Below are 17,275 nucleotides of genomic sequence, written 5' to 3'. Positions count from 1 at the left end.
CCGCCCGGCGTTCGCGTACGAGAGGTTCCGGGCTTACGGCAGCGCCAGCATCCGCTCCAGGGCCAGCTTCGAGAAGCTCGCCACCTCCGGGTCGACCTCGATGCGGTTGACGACCTTGCCGTCCGCCAGGGACTCCAGCGCCCACACCAGGTGCGGCAGGTCGATCCGGTTCATGGTCGAGCAGAAGCAGACCGTCTTGTCGAGGAAGACGATCTCCTTGCCCTCACCGGCGAAACGGTTCGCCAGACGGCGCACCAGGTTCAGCTCCGTCCCGATGGCCCACTTCGACCCGGCCGGGGCGGCCTCGAGGGTCTTGATGATGTACTCCGTCGAACCGACGTAGTCGGCGGCGGCCACGACCTCGTGCCGGCACTCGGGGTGCACCAGGACGTTGACGCCCGGGATGCGCTCGCGCACGTCGTTGACGGAGTCGAGCGAGAAGCGGCCGTGCACCGAGCAGTGCCCGCGCCACAGGATCATCTTGGCGTCGCGCAGCTCCTGGGCGGTCAGCCCGCCGTTCGGCTTGTGGGGGTTGTACAGGACGCAGTCGTCCAGGGACATCCCCATGTCGCGGACGGCCGTGTTGCGGCCCAGGTGCTGGTCGGGGAGGAAGAGGACCTTCTCGCCCTGCTCGAAGGCCCAGTTCAGCGCCCGCTCGGCGTTGGAGGAGGTGCAGATGGTGCCGCCGTGCTTGCCGGTGAAGGCCTTGATGTCGGCGGAGGAGTTCATGTACGAGACGGGGACGGTCACCTCGGCCACGCCGGCCTCGGTCAGTACGTCCCAGCATTCGGCGACCTGCTCGGCGGTGGCCATGTCGGCCATCGAGCAGCCCGCGGCCAGGTCCGGCAGGACGACCTGCTGGTCGGCCGTGGTCAGGATGTCCGCGGACTCGGCCATGAAGTGCACACCGCAGAAGACGATGTACTCGGCGTCCGGCCGGGCGGCCGCGTCGCGGGCCAGCTTGAAGGAGTCGCCGGTGACGTCCGCGAACTCGATGACCTCGTCGCGCTGGTAGTGGTGGCCGAGCACGAAGACCTTGTCCCCGAGCTTCGCCTTGGCCGCCCGGGCACGCTCCACCAGGTCCGGGTCGGACGGCGCCGGCAGATCGCCGGGGCACTCCACGCCGCGCTCGCTCCGGGGGTCGGACTCACGGCCGAGCAGCAGGAGGGCGAGGGGCGAAGGGGAGGGAGCCTGGAAATCCAAGGGCTGGGCGGTGGTCACGACACGCACCCTTTCTGTTCTGCGGACGGCCGGTTCGGGCCTTGTCGTCAATTTGACGCTATCTATCATAACCGGTTCACGTCAGTTTGACGATGGCCATCGCGTCGATGTGACACATTCCCGGGCGGGCGAGCGGTGTGCGAGCATGAAAGACGGAAGTCAGCAGACCAGGCCCGGAATGAATCCGGGACGCCGTGGGTTGCTGCCGAAGGCAAGCAGTCCGCACCAAACCCGGGAGTGAAGCAGATGTCCGTTCAGGACGAGAAGACCACGGTGAGCGACGGCATCCTCCTGTCCGACGCCGCCGCCGCCAAGGTCAAGAGCCTGCTGGAGCAGGAGGGCCGTGAGGACCTCGCCCTGCGCGTCGCCGTCCAGCCCGGCGGCTGCTCCGGCCTGCGCTACCAGCTCTTCTTCGACGAGCGTTCGCTCGACGGCGACGTCGTCAAGGACTTCGACGGTGTCAAGGTCGTCACCGACCGCATGAGCGCCCCGTACCTGGGCGGCGCCTCCATCGACTTCGTCGACACCATCGAAAAGCAGGGCTTCACGATCGACAACCCCAACGCCACCGGCTCCTGCGCCTGCGGCGACTCGTTCAGCTAAGCGCCGGACGGACCTGCGAAAAGGGCGGCACCCCGACCGGGGATGCCGCCCTTTTGCGTGCCCGGCTACTTCTGCTGCCGCTCGCGGACGGTGTTCCCGCTCGCCAGGTCCACGACCCTGCGCTCGCCCAGCGGCTCGTCCAGCGCGACCTCCGTGTCGAAGCGCTTGATCATCATCACGCAGTACCGGCCCGGCTGCTTCTCGGTGCCGGTGACCTTGACCGTCACCGCGGACGAGGACTGCTCCGCCTGTGCGGCGTAGTCGCTGCACACCCCGCCCCAGAAGTGCAGGACGAGCTTCTTGCCGTCGTCGCTCGCGGTGTAAGACTCCACCTGCACGGGCCCGGAGGCCGGCGGGGTGGCCGTCGGCTTCCCGCTCGGCTCGCCGCCCGCCGGGGGCGAGGACGGCCCGGCGATGAACTTCGGGTCGATCGCCGGCTGGGCGACGGTGACCGTCCCGCCCTTGTCGCCGGGCATCCGGGCCGTGAACAGCCACGACGGCACCAGCGCCTGCCGCCCGGACACCGACTGCGCCGACAGTCCGAGGACCGCGCCGGTCACCGCCACCGGCTCCGGCCCCTCGGGCTTGCCCGGGCAGGGCGCGCCCCCGTCGTCCTTGAACGGCACGGCCGTCGCGCAGCCGCCGACGCTCACCCGGCCGGTGCCGGCGCCCTTGTTCAGCTCCTGGAGCGCGCGCTCGGCGGTGACCAGGGGGTAGGTCGCGCCCTTCTTCGGCACGTCCAGCATCCCGCTGCCGCCGACCACCTGTGCGTCCGAACCGATCTGCAGGTTCGTCTGCCAGCCGTACGTCGGCAGCGAGTCCACCACCGGCTCGGCGGTGACGACCCGCAGGGCCCCGGACACCTTGCCCGCATCCGTCTTCGCACCGTCCTGGCCGAGCGCCTTGAACACCGGCGCCGCGACGCTCCTGGCCTTCTCCTCCGGCACCGGCCGCGCCGCGGCGGGGTCCGGGGCCGGGGAGCCGTCACGGAAGGAGGGGCACTTCGGCCCCGGCTCGTCCTTCGGGCCGGGCTCGGTCCCCGGGCCCTTCGGCACGCAGTGGGTACCGCCGGGCACGCCGTAGCGGGAGTACGACCAGTTGCCCGGCCCGCGCTCGCTCACCTGCAGCGTGGGCCCCGCCGCGTCCCGGCCGCCGCCCACCGTCCAGGTGCCCCCGTCCAGCCGGGGCGTGCCCTGGACGTCGAGGACCTTGGCCAGGGCCGCCACCCGCTCACGCGAGACCGTGCGCTCCGGCAGGTGGACGGCCGCCGTCCGCGGCCCCGGGGGCAGCTTGCCCTCGGCCCGGTAGCGGGTGCCGTGCGGATCGGGCTCGCCCACCGCGATGCCCCGGGAGGAGTCGCCGGAGCCGGCCGTACGCCCGTAGTCGTCCAGCACGAGCGGCGCGGGGGAGCCACCGTCGCCGGGCGCGGCCACGGGGTCGCCGCCGGCGCCGTCCGACGCCGTGGACGCCCAGTACGCCCCGCCGCCCCCGGCCAGCAGCACGGCCGCCGCCACCGATGCCACCGCCAGCGGCGAATGCTTCCGCTGCCGTTTGTCGGGGCTACCGCCCGCAGTGCTGCCCTCGCTGCTCACCGCATCGCTCCTTCGCTCCGCTCAATATGTGTACTGCCGCATCCCCCCTGAAGGGGACGCCGCTTGGACGGAGTGCAGGAGCGAGCGGTTCCACTGTCTCTTTCGGTGTGCCTTCGGGGACCGTCAGTCGCCGTACTCCGACATCCCGTCCAGCAGCCGTGCCGATCCGGCGGGAACGACCACCCCGTGAATGAGCGACAGCGGCGTCGTTCCGCCCCGGCGGGGCTCACCGGCGGTGCCGGTCCAGTGCGGTGCCATCCGGGCGCAGTCCCTGCGCAGCTCGTCCAGCGATTCCGGATCCGTGGTGGAAGTGACGTCCTTCACAGTCTTCGGCATACCCGCACCGTACGCATGGGGGAGCCGACGAGGTAAGACCTACTATTAGGTAGATTTACCTACCAATCATGGGGATCCGGACTCGGGCACAGTCGCCGGACCCGGTAGCGTGGTGTGGTTCTTGTCGACCTTTCTCGTCACCTCGCCCCCCAGGGAGCAGACCCGTCGTGCGTATCGCTGTCACCGGCTCCATCGCCACCGACCATCTGATGACCTTCCCCGGCCGCTTCGCCGACCAGCTCGTGGCGGACCAGCTGCACACGGTCTCCCTCTCCTTCCTCGTCGACGAGCTGGACGTGCGCCGCGGCGGCGTGGGCCCCAACATCTGCTTCGGCATGGGCCTGCTCGGGCTGCGCCCGGTCCTGGTCGGCGCCGCGGGCCAGGACTTCGCCGACTACCGCGCCTGGCTCGACCGGCACGGCGTCGACACCGCCTCCGTGCACATCTCCGAGGTGCTGCACACCGCGCGCTTCGTGTGCACCACGGACACCGACCACAACCAGATCGCGTCCTTCTACACCGGCGCGATGAGCGAGGCCCGCCAGATCGAGCTGCAGCCCGTGGCCGAGCGGGTCGGCGGCCTGGACCTCGTGCTGATCGGCGCGGACGACCCCGAGGCGATGATCCGCCACACCGAGGAGTGCCGCACCCGGGGCATCCCCTTCGCGGCCGACCCCTCCCAGCAGCTGGCCCGCATGGACGGCGACGACATCCGCGTCCTGATCGACGGCGCGACGTACCTGTTCACCAACGAGTACGAGAAGGCGCTCATCGAGTCCAAGACGGGCTGGACGGGCGAGGAGATCCTGGCCAAGGTCGGCACCCGCGTCACCACCCTGGGCGCCCAGGGCGTGCGCATCGAGCGGGCCGGCGAGCCGGCGATCGAGGTCGGCTGTGCCCAGGAGGAGGCCAAGGTCGACCCGACCGGCGTGGGCGACGCCTTCCGCGCGGGCTTCCTCGCGGGCCGGACCTGGGAGCTGTCGCTGGAGCGGTCGGCGCAGGTCGGCTGCATGCTCGCGACGCTGGTCATCGAGACGCTGGGCACCCAGGAGTACGAGCTGCGGCGCGGGCACTTCATGGAGCGCTTCACCAAGGCGTACGGCCACGAGGCCGCCGCCGAGGTCCAGGCCCACCTGGCCTGACCCTCCTCGTGGGGGCTCCGCCCCCACACCCCCTTTCGCCCACCCGCCCGCCCGTTACCGCCAACGTCCCGACGTCGGCAGTGATCGGGCGGGTGGGTGGGCGAATCCCGCCGCGGTAGCGGTGGTCACGACAGGCGGCGTACGCGGTACGCCGTACCGCGCTCCGCCGGGCGCTCCCCGACGTACTCCTGCCCCCGCATCCCGCACCACGCCGGAATGTCGAGCCGCGCCGCCTCGTCGTCGGACAGCACCGTCACCAGGCCGCCCACCGGCACGTCCCCGATGACCTTCGCCAGCTCGATCACCGGGATCGGGCACCGCTTGCCCAGCGAGTCGACGACCAGCTCGGGCGCCGTGCCGGCCGGGGCGGGAGCCGCCCCCGTGGGCGCGCCCAGCTGTTCCCGTACCGCGCGCACGGTCCCGGGCAGCACCTCCAGGAAGCGCTCCACGTCCGCCTCCGTCGTTCCCCACGGCAGGGAGACCCGGACGTTTCCCTCCGACAGCACCCCCATCGCCCGCAGCACATGACTGGGCTTCAGGGTGCTGGACGTGCACGAGGAGCCCGAGGAGACGGAGAAGCCCGCGCGTTCCAGCGCGTGCAGCAGCGTCTCGCCGTCCACGTACAGGCAGGAGAAGGTGACCAGGTGCGGCAGGCGCCGCACCGGGTCGCCGACCACCTCCACGTCCGGCACGAGCTCCGGCACCCGGGAGCGCACGCGCTCCACCAGGGCGCGCAGCCGGGCGCCCTCGGCCGTCGCCTCCTGGCGCACCGCCCGCAGGGAGGCCGCGGCCGCGACGATCGCGGGCAGGGCGGGGAAGCCCGGGGCGCGGCCCGACTCCCGCTCGTCCGCCGGGCCCTGGGCGGCGAACCGCACCCCCTTGCGCACGGCCAGCAGGCCCACCCCGGACGGGCCGCCCCACTTGTGGGCGCTCGCGGTCAGCAGTGACCAGCCTCCGGGCACCGGGCCCCAGCCCAGCGACTGCGCGGCGTCCACCAGCAGCGGCACGTCCGCCTCCCGGCAGGCCCCGGCCACCTCGGCGACCGGCTGCTCGGTGCCGACCTCGTGGTTGGCGGACTGCAGTGCCGCCAGGGCGGTGTCCGGGCGCAGCGCCGCCGCGAACGCGCCCGGCCCGACCCGTCCGGTGCGGTCCACCGGCACCTCGGTGACGCTGCCGCCCGCCGCCTGGAGGGCCTCGGCGGAGTGCAGGACGGCGGAGTGCTCCACGGCGGAGACCACCAGGTGGCGGCCCACCCGGCGGCGTCCGGCCAGGGCGCCGGCGATGCCGTCGTGCAGGGCGCGGGTCCCCGAAGGGGTGAAGACGAGCTCGTCGGGGCGGCAGCCCACCGCCTCCGCCGCGGCCTCGCGGGCGGCGTCCAGCAGCAGCCGGGCCCGGCGGCCCTCCCGGTAGAGCCGGGCGGGGTCGGCCCAGCCCTCGTCGAGGGCGGCCAGCAGCGCCTGGCGGGCGACCGGGTGCAGGGGGGCGGCGGAGGCCGCGTCGAAGTAGGGCACATATGAACGCTAACGCCCCCGCGCGTGCGAGCGGCGGGGCCGTCGCCCGGTGCCCGCCGTCCGTCGCCCGCCGCCTCGGCCGGCTTCGTCCGGACGGCCCCGGCGCACCCCCTGCGACCTGCTCGCACGCGGCCCTGACGGTCCTCCAGATAGCCGCCGGATCCCGAGATTCCACCCCTTCGGGGACCGGACCGGCGCGTTGGGCACCCTCCCCGCGCGACCCCAAATAGCGTCCAGTAGGGTTTGGTCCGCATAAACATCCAAACCCCTGCCCGCAGCGGGCCGGCGACCGACCAGCGAGACGGCCGCAGCCGGCCGCACGGGCGAGACTCTCGGGAAGGCGCTACGTGAGTCCCAACGGCTCCGACCGCTCGTCGCGGCGCCCGGTGCGGCGGAAGCTGCTGCAGGCGCTGGCCGCGGGCGCTGTCCTGGCGACCGCCACCGGTTGCACATCGAAGGACTTCCCCCGCCTCGGCATGCCGACGCCCGTCACGGAAGAGGCGCCGCGGATCCTCTCCTTGTGGCAGGGCTCGTGGGCGGCTGCGCTCGCTACGGGCGTACTGGTGTGGGGCCTGATCCTGTGGAGCGTCATCTTCCACCGGCGCAGCAGGTCCAAGGTGGAGATCCCCACCCAGACCCGGTACAACATGCCCATCGAGGCGCTGTACACCGTGGTCCCGATCATCATCGTTTCGGTGCTCTTCTACTTCACCGCGCGCGATGAGAACAAGCTCCTCACCAACCCGGAGAAGCCGCAGCACGTCGTGAACGTGGTGGGCTTCCAGTGGAGCTGGGCGTTCAACTACATGGAGAACGTCGACGGCAACGCCGCCACCCCGGCGAAGCCGCTCCGGGAGAACAAGGAGCTCGACGCGATCCCCGACCGGTTCCTGAAGAAGGCACCGCAGGGCGCGGAGGGTGTCTACGAGGTCGGCATTCCGGGCGACCGGAACCCGCAGACCAACAACCCGGGCCCGACCCTGTGGCTGCCCAAGGGTGAGACGGTGCAGTTCATCCTCACCTCGCGGGACGTCATCCACTCCTTCTGGGTGGTGCCGTTCCTGATGAAGCAGGACGTCATCCCGGGACACACCAACAGCTTCACGGTGACCCCGAACAAGGAGGGCACCTTCCTGGGCAAGTGCGCCGAGCTCTGCGGCCAGGACCACTCGCGGATGCTCTTCAACGTCAAGGTCGTCTCTCCGGAGCGGTACAAGGCGCACCTGAAGGAGCTGGCGGCCAAGGGCCAGACCGGTTACCAGCCGGCGGGTATCGCGATGACGGATCACGCGAAGAACGCGGAGACCAAGAACAAGTGAGCATCCTCAACGAACCCCAGGGTGCCGCCGCCGCAACAGCCACGGCAGCACCACCCGTACGCCAGAAGCAGCCCGGCAATCAGGTGATCAAGTGGCTCACCACCACTGACCACAAGACGATCGGCACGCTGTACCTGGTCACGTCGTTCGCGTTCTTCTGCATCGGCGGCCTGATGGCGCTCCTCATGCGCGCCGAGCTGGCCCGTCCCGGCACGCAGATCATGTCGAACGAGCAGTTCAACCAGGCGTTCACGATGCACGGCACGATCATGCTGCTGATGTTCGCGACGCCGCTGTTCGCCGGATTCGCGAACTGGATCATGCCGCTGCAGATCGGCGCGCCCGACGTGGCGTTCCCGCGGCTGAACATGTTCGCCTACTGGCTCTACCTCTTCGGCTCGCTGATCGCGGTGGCCGGCTTCCTCACCCCGCAGGGTGCGGCCGACTTCGGCTGGTTCGCCTACTCCCCGCTGTCGGACGCGGTCCGTTCGCCGGGCGTCGGCGCCGACATGTGGATCATGGGTCTGGCCTTCTCCGGCTTCGGCACGATCCTCGGCTCGGTCAACTTCATCACCACGATCATCTGCATGCGCGCCCCGGGCATGACGATGTTCCGCATGCCGATCTTCACCTGGAACGTCCTGCTGACCGGTGTCCTGGTCCTGCTGGCCTTCCCGGTGCTGGCCGCCGCGCTCTTCGCGCTGGAGGCGGACCGTAAATTCGGTGCGCATGTATTCGACGCGTCCAATGGCGGCGCGTTGCTGTGGCAGCACCTCTTCTGGTTCTTCGGCCACCCCGAGGTGTACATCATCGCCCTGCCGTTCTTCGGCATCATTTCCGAGGTCATTCCGGTGTTCTCCCGGAAGCCGATGTTCGGTTACTGGGGCCTGATTGCGGCGACCATTTCCATCGCCGGTCTCTCGGTCACGGTGTGGGCGCACCACATGTATGTGACGGGCGGCGTGCTGTTGCCGTTCTTCTCCTTCATGACCTTCCTTATCGCGGTACCGACCGGTGTGAAGTTCTTCAACTGGATCGGCACCATGTGGAAGGGCTCGCTGTCCTTCGAGACCCCGATGCTGTGGGCCGTCGGCTTCCTGATCACCTTCACCTTCGGTGGTCTGACCGGCGTCATCCTGGCCTCGCCCCCGATGGACTTCCACGTCTCCGACTCGTACTTCGTCGTCGCGCACTTCCACTACGTCATCTTCGGCACCGTGGTCTTCGCGATGTTCTCCGGCTTCCACTTCTGGTGGCCGAAGTTCACCGGCAAGATGCTGGACGAGCGCCTGGGCAAGATCACCTTCTGGACGCTGTTCGTGGGCTTCCACGGCACGTTCCTGGTGCAGCACTGGCTGGGTGCCGAGGGCATGCCGCGTCGTTACGCGGACTACCTCGCCGCCGACGGCTTCACCACGCTGAACACCATCTCGACGATCAGCTCGTTCCTGCTCGGTCTGTCGATGCTGCCGTTCATGTACAACGTGTGGAAGACCGCCAAGTACGGCAAGAAGGTCGAGGTCGACGACCCGTGGGGCTACGGCCGTTCGCTGGAGTGGGCGACGTCCTGCCCGCCGCCGCGGCACAACTTCCTCACCCTCCCGCGCATCCGTTCCGAATCCCCGGCGTTCGACCTGCACCACCCGGAGATCGCGGCACTGGAGCTCGAGGAGAACCTCGCCGCTGACAAGGCCCTCGCGGGTGGCAAGGAGGCCGGCAAGTGAAGATCCAAGGCCGGATGTTCATCTGGCTCTCCGTCTTCATCCTCGCCATGGCGATCGTCTATGGCGTGTGGGCGAAGGAGGCGGCCGGTACGACCGCCCTCTTCATGGCCTTCGGCCTGTGCATCATGGTCGGCTACTACCTGGCGTTCACCGCGCGCCGGGTGGACGCCGGTGCCGGGGACGACAAGAACGCGGACGTCGCCGACGACGCCGGTGAGCTGGGCTTCTTCGCCCCGCACAGCTGGCAGCCGCTGTCCCTGGCCGTCGGTGGCGCGCTGGCCTTCCTGAGCATCTGCTTCGGCTGGTGGCTGATGTACTTCTCCGCCCCGGTCATCCTGGTCGGCCTCTTCGGCTGGGTGTTCGAGTTCTACCGCGGCGAGAACCAGAACCAGTAGTTCCCGCAGCTCCCGTTCGGGCCCCGCACACCTCACGGTGTGCGGGGCCCGACGTGCTTCCACCCGTTTGCGGCACTCCACGGGCCATGTGTTGCGATTCTTCCTACGGTGTGACCATGAGTCACTCAGTTCGAAGCCGTACGGTGCCGCTCTGCGCCCTCGTGCTGGTCTCCCTGGCGCTGGGGGCGACCGCGTGCGGCGGCTCGTCGAACCCGCTGGCCGACCCGCCCTACGACGCCACGGACCAGGTGAACCTCGCCGGCGCGGATTCCGGCCGCAAGGCCGACCCGAGCAAGCCCCTGGAGGTGACCGCGACCGGCGGCGACCGGATCACGGACGTCACCGCCACGGACGCCGCCGGACGGTACGTCAAGGGTGAACTCGCCCCCGACGGCTCCCGCTGGCACAGCACCGGCGCGCTCGCGGCCGGCGCCCACTACACCGTGCGCGTCAGCACCGAGGACGAGGACGGCGCCCAGGGGCGCCGCACGATCGGTTTCGACACCAATCCGGCCGACCGGCTGCTGAGGGTCGCCTTCGGCCCGCAGAACGGCACCTACGGCGTCGGACAGCCCATCACCGCCGAGCTGAGCGAGCCCGTCCAGGACCCGGGGGCGCGCGCCGTCGTCGAGCGCACCCTGCGGGTCCGCTCCCGGCCGGCCGTCGAGGGCGCCTGGCACTGGGTGGACAACCGCACCCTGCACTACCGCCCGCAGGAGTACTGGCCCGCCCACGCCGACATCGACGTCTCCGCCACCCTCGACGGCATCAAGGTCGGCGGCGGCCTCTACGGCGGCCCCTCCAAGCCCGTGCACCTGACCACCGGCGACCGCGTCGAGGCCATCACCGATGCCGCCGGGCACTACATGTCGGTCCGCAGGAACGGGGAGGAGATCCGCTCCATCCCCGTGACCACCGGCAAACCCGGCTACGCCACCCGCAATGGGGTCAAGGTGATCCTGGGCCAGGAACCCTTCGTACGCATGCGCGGCACCAGCATCGGCATCGCGGAGGGCAGTTCCGACTCGTACGACCTGCCGGTCTACTGGGCCACCCGGGTCACGTGGAGCGGTGAATACGTGCACGCCGCCCCCTGGTCCGAGGGGTCGCAGGGGGCGGACAACGTCAGCCACGGGTGCACCGGCATGAGCACCGCGAACGCCAAGTGGTTCTTCGACAACGTGCGCGTCGGCGACATCGTCAAGGTCGTGGGCAGCGCCGGCGCGACCATGACGCCCTTCGACAACGGCTTCGGGGACTGGAACATGCCGTGGCAGCAGTGGCGCGAGGGTAGCGCCCTGGCGGCCGGCAAACGAGAGGGGACGAGCCCCGCCGACACCGCCCGGCTGCGTCCCCGGATGTAGGTCTCAGGAGTCTTGGCAACCCACGGGCTGGGGCCGGCCGGCCTCGCGCAGCAGAGCGGCCAGCGCGGCCGCGAACTCCACCGGGTCCAGCGGATGGGTGACGGCCGCGTCCGCGCGGCTCCACGTGGCCAGCCAGGCGTCCTGCGGACGGCCGATGAGCAGCAGCACCGGCGGGCAGCGGAACACCTCGTCCTTCAGCTGCCGGCACACCCCCATGCCGCCCGCCGGCGCCGTCTCGCCGTCCAGCACGCACACGTCGACGTGGTGCTCCGCCAGGGTCTTCAGCACGGCCGGCAGGGTCGCGCACTCCAGGTAGCGCACCGCCGGGACATCGGCCGCCGGCCGCCGCCCGGCGGCCAGCCGCACCTGCTCGCGCGTGCTCGAGTCGTCGCTGTAGACCAGCACCGTGGCAGTCGGCTGCATCGTTCCTCCAGGCTTGTGGGCACACATGGACAGCACAGCTTGTGGGTCGAGCGGTTGTGCGCGGATGCTACTCCGCGAGGGCCGTCCGGGAGGAGGGTCCGGCAGGGCCCGCGAGGCCCCGGAAGCGGCCCTTCCCCCCTTTGGGGGACCCGCGCAATGGGCCGTACGAGCAGGGCATACCGTCTTGACACACCGAACGGCACCCCCCGGAGTGAGCGCGAGATAAGCGACCGACATAATGTCGGTCGTGGCGACAGCAACAGCAACAGATACCGGGCACGCGCACCCGTCGGTCAATCGACCGAACCTCACCAGCGTCGGAACCATCATCTGGCTGAGTTCCGAGCTGATGTTCTTCGCGGCCCTCTTCGCGATGTACTTCACCCTGCGATCGGTGACCGGAGCCGAGCACTGGAAGGAAATGGCGTCCGCGCTGAACCTTCCGTTCTCGGCCACCAACACCACGATCCTCGTGCTCTCCTCCCTCACCTGCCAGCTCGGCGTCTTCGCCGCCGAGCGCGGCGACGTGAAGAAGCTGCGCATGTGGTTCGTGGTCACGTTCGTGATGGGTGCCATCTTCATCGGCGGCCAGGTCTTCGAATACACCGATCTGGTCAAGGAGGAGGGCCTCTCCCTCTCCTCCGACCCGTACGGCTCGGTGTTCTACCTGACGACCGGCTTCCACGGCCTGCACGTGACGGGCGGCCTCATCGCCTTCCTGCTGGTCCTGGGCAGGACGTACGCGGCCAAGAGGTTCACCCACCACCAGGCGACAGCGGCCATCGTCGTGTCCTACTACTGGCACTTCGTCGACGTGGTCTGGATCGGGCTCTTCGCCACGATCTACTTGATCAAGTAATCGGTCCTGTCCCGCACCGGACCAACAGTCCGACATCGACGCAGAAGATCCTGACACCGGGGTAATCCGTGAAAAAGCTCTCCGCACGACGACGCCATCCGCTGGCGGCGGTCGTCGTCCTACTCTTCGCGCTGGCGGTAACTGGGGGGCTGTACGCCGCGTTCGCGCCGGCGGACACGGCCAAGGCCGATGACACCGCCCAGTCCCTCGCCATCGAGGAGGGCAAGAAGCTCTACTCCGTGGGCTGCGCAAGCTGCCACGGCACCGGCGGTCAGGGCACCACCGACGGGCCGAGCCTGGTCGGCGTGGGTTCCGCCGCCGTCGACTTCCAGGTCGCCACCGGCCGCATGCCGCTGCAGCAGCAGGGCGCCCAGGCGCCCCGCAAGAAGGCCATCTACACGCAGGCCGAGATCGACCAGCTCGCGGCGTACATCGCTTCCCTCGGCGCGGGCCCCTCGGTCCCGACGAAGAACCAGTACAGCCCCGAAGGTGCCGACATCGCCAAGGGTGGCGAGCTGTTCCGCACGAACTGCGCCCAGTGCCACAACTTCACGGGCAAGGGCGGCGCCCTCTCGAACGGCAAGTACGCCCCGAGCCTCGAGGGCGTCGACCCGAAGCACATCTACGAGGCCATGCAGACCGGCCCGCAGAACATGCCTTCCTTCCCCGACACCACGATGTCGGAGAAGAACAAGAAGGACATCATCGCGTACCTCGACACGGTCAACAGCGACAAGACCAAGAGCCCGGGCGGCCTCGAACTGGGCGGCCTCGGCCCGGTCAGTGAGGGTCTGTTCGCGTGGATCTTCGGTCTGGGTGCGCTGATCGCAGTCGCCATCTGGGTCGCGGCCCACACCGCTAAGGCCAAGAAGTCATGAGTAGCCAAGACATTCCAGAAGAGACCCTGCCGAGCACGCAGGGCCACGCGCACGAAGGTGCCGTAGCCACCGCCGGCGACCCGTTCGCGGACCCGGGGCTGCCGCCCCACGAGCCGCGCATGCAGGACATCGACGAGCGGGCCGCCAAGCGCTCCGAGCGCGTGGTCGCGTTCCTGTTCATGCTGTCGATGCTGGCCACGGTCGGCTTCATCGCCGCCTATGTGACCCTGCCGGTCGACAAGAACATCTACGTGTTCCCGATCGGCCACATCAGCGCGCTGAACTTCTCGCTGGGGCTCACCCTCGGCGTGGCGCTGTTCTGCATCGGCGCGGGTGCGGTCCACTGGGCCCGCACCCTGATGTCCGACGTCGAGGTCGCCGACGAGCGCCACCCGATCGAGGCACCCGCCGAGGTCAAGGCCAAGGTCATGGCCGACTTCAAGCTGGGTGCCGAGGAGTCGGGCTTCGGCCGTCGCAAGCTGATCCGCAACACCATGTTCGGCGCGCTGGCCCTGGTGCCGCTCTCCGGCGTGGTGCTGCTGCGTGACCTCGGTCCGCTGCCGGGCACCAAGCTCCGCAAGACCGCCTGGTCCGAGGGCAAGATGCTCATCAACCAGAACACGCTGCAGCCGCTGCGTCCCGAGGACATCCAGGTCGGCTCCCTCACCTTCGCCATGCCCGAGGGCATGAAGGAGGAGGACCACGACTTCCAGCAGGAGATCGCCAAGGCCGCCCTGATGATCGTCCGGCTCCGTCCGGAGAACATCAAGGACAAGCGCGAGCTCGACTGGTCGGCCGACGGCATCGTCGCGTTCTCCAAGATCTGCACCCACGTCGGCTGCCCGATCAGCCTCTACGAGCAGCAGACGCACCACGTGCTGTGCCCGTGCCACCAGTCCACCTTCGACCTCGCCGACGGCGGTCGCGTGATCTTCGGCCCGGCCGGCCACGCCCTTCCGCAGCTGCGGATCAAGGTCAATGACAAGGGCTACCTTGAGGCCATGGGCGACTTCGCCGAGCCCGTCGGTCCTGCCTACTGGGAGCGCGGATGAGCAACAACGACAATCGCCGCAAGGCGCCCGCCGGCGAGCGGGTCGCCGACTGGGCCGACGGCCGGCTGGGCATCTACAGCCTGGCCAAGTCCAACATGCGGAAGATCTTCCCGGACCACTGGTCCTTCATGCTGGGCGAGGTCTGCCTCTACAGCTTCATCATCATCATCCTCACGGGTGTGTATCTGACGCTGTTCTTCCACCCCAGCATGAACGAGGTCGTCTACCACGGCTCGTACGTCCCCATGCAGGGCATGCGGATGTCCGAGGCGTTCAAGTCGACGGTCGACATCAGCTTCGACGTCCGCGGTGGTCTGCTCATCCGGCAGATCCACCACTGGGCGGCGCTGATCTTCGTCGCGGCCATGCTCGTGCACATGATGCGCGTGTTCTTCACCGGCGCGTTCCGCAAGCCGCGTGAGGTCAACTGGCTGTTCGGCTTCCTGCTGCTGGTCCTCGGCATGTTCACCGGTTTCACCGGTTACTCCCTGCCGGACGACCTGCTCTCGGGCACCGGTGTCCGCTTCATGGAGGGCGCGATCCTGTCCGTGCCGATCGTCGGCACGTACATCTCGATGTTCCTCTTCGGCGGCGAGTTCCCCGGCTCGGACTTCGTGCCGCGGTTCTTCTCGATCCACGTCCTGCTGCTGCCGGGCATCATGCTCGGCCTGCTGGTGGCGCACCTGATCCTGGTCTTCTACCACAAGCACACGCAGTTCCCCGGCCCCGGCCGGACGAACAAGAACGTGGTCGGCATGCCGCTGCTGCCGGTCTACATGGCCAAGGCCGGAGGCTTCTTCTTCCTGGTCTTCGGTGTGATCGCGGCCATCGCCGCCATCGCGACGATCAACCCGATCTGGGCCATGGGCCCGTACCGCCCGGACCAGGTGTCCACCGGTGCGCAGCCCGACTGGTACATGGGCTTCTCCGAGGGCCTCATCCGAGTGATGCCGGGCTGGGAGATCAACTTCGCGGGTCACACGCTCGTCCTGGGCGTGTTCATCCCGCTGGTCATCTTCCCGCTGGTCCTGGCGGCCATCGCGGTCTACCCGTTCATCGAGTCCTGGGTCACCGGCGACAAGCGTGAGCACCACCTGCTGGACCGCCCGCGCAACGCCCCGACCCGCACCGCCTTCGGTGTGGCCTGGCTGACCTGGTACCTGGTGCTGCTGGTCGGTGGTGGAAACGACCTGTGGGCGACCCACTTCAACCTGTCGATCAACGCCATCACCTGGTTCGTCCGGATCGCGTTCTTCGTCGGCCCGGTCATCGCCTTCGTCGTCACGCGCCGGATCTGCATGGGTCTGCAGCGTCGCGACAAGGAGAAGGTGCTGCACGGCCGCGAGTCCGGCATCATCAAGCGCCTGCCGCACGGTGAGTTCGTGGAGGTCCACGAGCCGCTCTCGCAGGAGCAGCTGCACACCCTCACCGCGCACGAGCAGCCCCGGCCGCTCGAGCTCGAGCCCGAGGTGGACGAGAACGGTGTCGCCCGCAAGGCCGGCGCGACGCAGAAGCTGCGGGTCAAGCTCTCGAAGGGCTTCTACGGCGAGGGGACGCACATCCCCAAGGCCACCGCGGAGGAGTACCAGGAGATCACCAGCGGCCACGGCCACCACTGATCCCCGCCTGCTGATCACAGTGAACTGATCGCCACAGCGAGAGCCCCGTCCATCGCATGGACGGGGCTCTTCGCCGTCCCCGGTCGTGGATAGGCTGGACCCGGGCCCCCAATCGGGCCCTGCGGACACGAGAGACCACCAGGAGTGTGGACCATGAACGTTGCGACCCCGGCAGGCGGCGAGCGCTCGGTGGCCCCCTCCTGGCCCCGCGTACTGGACGCCCTGCTCAGCGACGTCGACCTCAGCTCGGACGACACCGCCTGGGCCATGGACCGGATCATGCGCGGCGAGGCGACGAACGCGCAGATCGCGGGCTTCGTGGTGGCCCTGCGGGCCAAGGGCGAGACGGTGGCCGAGATCTCCGGCCTGGTGCGCGCGATGTACGCGCACGCCAATCTGATCGAGGTGCCCGGCCCGAGCGTGGACATCGTGGGCACCGGCGGCGACGGCGCCAAGACCGTCAACATCTCCACCATGTCCTCGATCGTCGTCGCCGGCACCGGTGCGAAGGTCGTCAAGCACGGCAACCGCGCGGCGTCCTCCGCCAGCGGCGCCTCCGACGTGCTGGAGAAGCTCGGGGTCAATCTGGACCTCACCCCGCGCCGGGTGGTGGAGGTGGCCCAGGAGGCGGGCATCACCTTCTGCTTCGCCGTGAAGTTCCACCCCGCGCTGCGGCACGTGGCGGCCGCCCGCCGCGAGCTGGGCATCCGTACGACCTTCAATGTGCTGGGTCCGCTGACCAACCCGGCCCGGGTGCGTGCCCAGGCCACCGGCGTGGCCGACGCCCGGATGGCGCCGATCCTGGCCGGCGTGCTGGCCGAGCGCGGCTCCTCGGCGCTGGTCTTCCGCGGTGACGACGGGCTGGACGAGCTGACGACCACGGCGACCTCGCGGGTGTGGATCGTGCGGGACGGCACGGTGCGGGAGGAGCCCTTCGACCCGCGGGACGTGGGGATCGAACTGGTGCCGGTGGAGGCTCTGCGCGGCGCCGACGCCTCGTACAACGCGGACGTGGCGCGGCGGCTGCTGGCGGGCGAGCAGGGACCGGTGCGGGACGCGGTCCTGCTGAACGCGGCCGCGGCGCTGGTGGCGTTGGAGCCGGCGGACGCCCCGCTCGCGGAGCAGATCCGGGCGGCGATGGAGCGGGCCGCGGAGGCCATCGACTCCGGCGCGGCGCGGCGGGCGCTCGAGCGGTGGGTGGCGGCCAGCAACGCCTGACGTCTCGCCCCGCGGGACG

The 17,275-nt window shown here is 69.7% G+C and carries 16 protein-coding genes; 11 read left to right on the top strand and 5 right to left on the bottom strand.

The genetic code is table 11. The features are described 5' to 3' along the window. Positions 1-33: 33 nt before the first annotated feature. Positions 34-1,221, bottom strand: coding sequence for a quinolinate synthase NadA (gene nadA, locus ACIGXW_RS01535; RefSeq protein ID WP_071963531.1), 1,188 nt, complete (start codon positions 1,219-1,221; stop codon positions 34-36). Positions 1,222-1,467: 246 nt separating this feature from the next. On the opposite strand from nadA, the gene erpA reads away from it, so the two are divergent. Further along, positions 1,468-1,824 carry an iron-sulfur cluster insertion protein ErpA gene (gene erpA / locus ACIGXW_RS01530; RefSeq protein WP_071963520.1) on the top strand — a complete coding sequence of 119 codons (357 nt, stop codon included), beginning with the start codon at positions 1,468-1,470 and terminating at the stop codon, positions 1,822-1,824. 65 nt (positions 1,825-1,889) lie between these two features. Here the strand turns inward: erpA and ACIGXW_RS01525 are convergent, their stop codons facing one another. Continuing rightward, a complete protein-coding gene (locus tag ACIGXW_RS01525; protein ID WP_399568692.1) occupies positions 1,890-3,416 on the bottom strand; it encodes a hypothetical protein in 1,527 nt (508 codons plus the stop codon). A gap of 123 nt (positions 3,417-3,539) precedes the next feature. Next, complete coding sequence (locus tag ACIGXW_RS01520; RefSeq protein WP_071963522.1) at positions 3,540-3,752, bottom strand: hypothetical protein; 213 nt, start codon at positions 3,750-3,752, stop codon at positions 3,540-3,542. A 167-nt stretch (positions 3,753-3,919) separates the two neighbouring features. On the opposite strand from ACIGXW_RS01520, the gene ACIGXW_RS01515 reads away from it, so the two are divergent. After that, entirely contained in the window at positions 3,920-4,894 is a 975-nt protein-coding gene (locus tag ACIGXW_RS01515; protein ID WP_360911421.1) for a carbohydrate kinase family protein, read from the top strand. Positions 4,895-5,019: 125 nt separating this feature from the next. Here ACIGXW_RS01515 and ACIGXW_RS01510 read toward each other — a convergent pair whose 3' ends face one another. Further along, a complete protein-coding gene (locus ACIGXW_RS01510; RefSeq protein ID WP_399568690.1) occupies positions 5,020-6,405 on the bottom strand; it encodes a cysteine desulfurase/sulfurtransferase TusA family protein in 1,386 nt (461 codons plus the stop codon). Positions 6,406-6,752: 347 nt separating this feature from the next. Between ACIGXW_RS01510 and coxB the strand changes: the two genes are divergently transcribed. The 4 genes from coxB (at position 6,753) to ACIGXW_RS01490 (ending at position 11,207) form a co-directional block, all read left to right on the top strand. Next, entirely contained in the window at positions 6,753-7,724 is a 972-nt protein-coding gene (gene coxB, locus ACIGXW_RS01505) for a cytochrome c oxidase subunit II (protein ID WP_071963525.1), read from the top strand. Next, positions 7,721-9,448 carry a cytochrome c oxidase subunit I gene (gene ctaD, locus ACIGXW_RS01500; RefSeq protein ID WP_071963526.1) on the top strand — a complete coding sequence of 576 codons (1,728 nt, stop codon included), beginning with the start codon at positions 7,721-7,723 and terminating at the stop codon, positions 9,446-9,448. Before coxB ends, ctaD begins: the two co-directional genes overlap by 4 nt. Further along, positions 9,445-9,843 carry a cytochrome c oxidase subunit 4 gene (locus ACIGXW_RS01495; RefSeq protein WP_399568688.1) on the top strand — a complete coding sequence of 133 codons (399 nt, stop codon included), beginning with the start codon at positions 9,445-9,447 and terminating at the stop codon, positions 9,841-9,843. Before ctaD ends, ACIGXW_RS01495 begins: the two co-directional genes overlap by 4 nt. Positions 9,844-9,959: 116 nt before the next feature. Continuing rightward, positions 9,960-11,207, top strand: a complete 1,248-nt coding sequence (locus ACIGXW_RS01490) for an Ig-like domain-containing protein (protein ID WP_399568686.1) — start codon at positions 9,960-9,962, stop codon at positions 11,205-11,207. 3 nt (positions 11,208-11,210) lie between these two features. Here ACIGXW_RS01490 and ACIGXW_RS01485 read toward each other — a convergent pair whose 3' ends face one another. Beyond that, the gene (locus tag ACIGXW_RS01485) at positions 11,211-11,630 is read right to left on the bottom strand and encodes a hypothetical protein (protein WP_071963528.1); all 420 of its coding nucleotides are present in this window, start codon (positions 11,628-11,630) and stop codon (positions 11,211-11,213) included. Between the two features lie 238 nt (positions 11,631-11,868). On the opposite strand from ACIGXW_RS01485, the gene ACIGXW_RS01480 reads away from it, so the two are divergent. The 5 genes from ACIGXW_RS01480 to trpD all read left to right on the top strand — a co-directional run bounded on the left by ACIGXW_RS01480 (position 11,869) and on the right by trpD (position 17,256). Next, positions 11,869-12,489, top strand: a complete 621-nt coding sequence (locus ACIGXW_RS01480; RefSeq protein WP_071963529.1) for a heme-copper oxidase subunit III — start codon at positions 11,869-11,871, stop codon at positions 12,487-12,489. 68 nt (positions 12,490-12,557) lie between these two features. Further along, complete coding sequence (locus ACIGXW_RS01475; RefSeq protein WP_360911431.1) at positions 12,558-13,367, top strand: c-type cytochrome; 810 nt, start codon at positions 12,558-12,560, stop codon at positions 13,365-13,367. Then, on the top strand, positions 13,364-14,419 hold the full coding sequence (locus ACIGXW_RS01470) for a Rieske 2Fe-2S domain-containing protein (RefSeq protein ID WP_399568684.1): 1,056 nt from the start codon (positions 13,364-13,366) through the stop codon (positions 14,417-14,419). The genes ACIGXW_RS01475 and ACIGXW_RS01470 overlap by 4 nt, the downstream gene beginning before the upstream one ends. Further along, positions 14,416-16,038 (top strand): cytochrome bc complex cytochrome b subunit, encoded by a 1,623-nt coding sequence (locus ACIGXW_RS01465; RefSeq protein ID WP_399568682.1) that lies wholly within the window; start codon positions 14,416-14,418, stop codon positions 16,036-16,038. The genes ACIGXW_RS01470 and ACIGXW_RS01465 overlap by 4 nt, the downstream gene beginning before the upstream one ends. Before the next feature lie 153 nt (positions 16,039-16,191). Then, positions 16,192-17,256 carry an anthranilate phosphoribosyltransferase gene (gene trpD / locus ACIGXW_RS01460; protein ID WP_399568680.1) on the top strand — a complete coding sequence of 355 codons (1,065 nt, stop codon included), beginning with the start codon at positions 16,192-16,194 and terminating at the stop codon, positions 17,254-17,256. Positions 17,257-17,275: the final 19 nt, after the last annotated feature.

Origin of the sequence: Streptomyces sp. NPDC053079, assembly GCF_044546695.1 — a bacterium.
Lineage (GTDB): Bacteria > Actinomycetota > Actinomycetes > Streptomycetales > Streptomycetaceae > Streptomyces.
This window is presented reverse-complemented; position numbering and strand designations above follow the sequence as displayed.

Bases quoted from the DNA above. Each gene is read 5' to 3' on its own strand.
- erpA (WP_071963520.1), top strand. From the start codon at position 1,468: ATGTCCGTTCAGGACGAGAAGACCACGGTGAGCGACGGCATCCTCCTG.
- ACIGXW_RS01520 (WP_071963522.1), bottom strand. From the start codon at position 3,752: ATGCCGAAGACTGTGAAGGACGTCACTTCCACCACGGATCCGGAATCG.
- ACIGXW_RS01490 (WP_399568686.1), top strand. From the start codon at position 9,960: ATGAGTCACTCAGTTCGAAGCCGTACGGTGCCGCTCTGCGCCCTCGTG.
- ACIGXW_RS01485 (WP_071963528.1), bottom strand. From the start codon at position 11,630: ATGCAGCCGACTGCCACGGTGCTGGTCTACAGCGACGACTCGAGCACG.
- ACIGXW_RS01480 (WP_071963529.1), top strand. From the start codon at position 11,869: ATGTCGGTCGTGGCGACAGCAACAGCAACAGATACCGGGCACGCGCAC.
- ACIGXW_RS01470 (WP_399568684.1), top strand. From the start codon at position 13,364: ATGAGTAGCCAAGACATTCCAGAAGAGACCCTGCCGAGCACGCAGGGC.
- ACIGXW_RS01465 (WP_399568682.1), top strand. From the start codon at position 14,416: ATGAGCAACAACGACAATCGCCGCAAGGCGCCCGCCGGCGAGCGGGTC.
- trpD (WP_399568680.1), top strand. From the start codon at position 16,192: ATGAACGTTGCGACCCCGGCAGGCGGCGAGCGCTCGGTGGCCCCCTCC.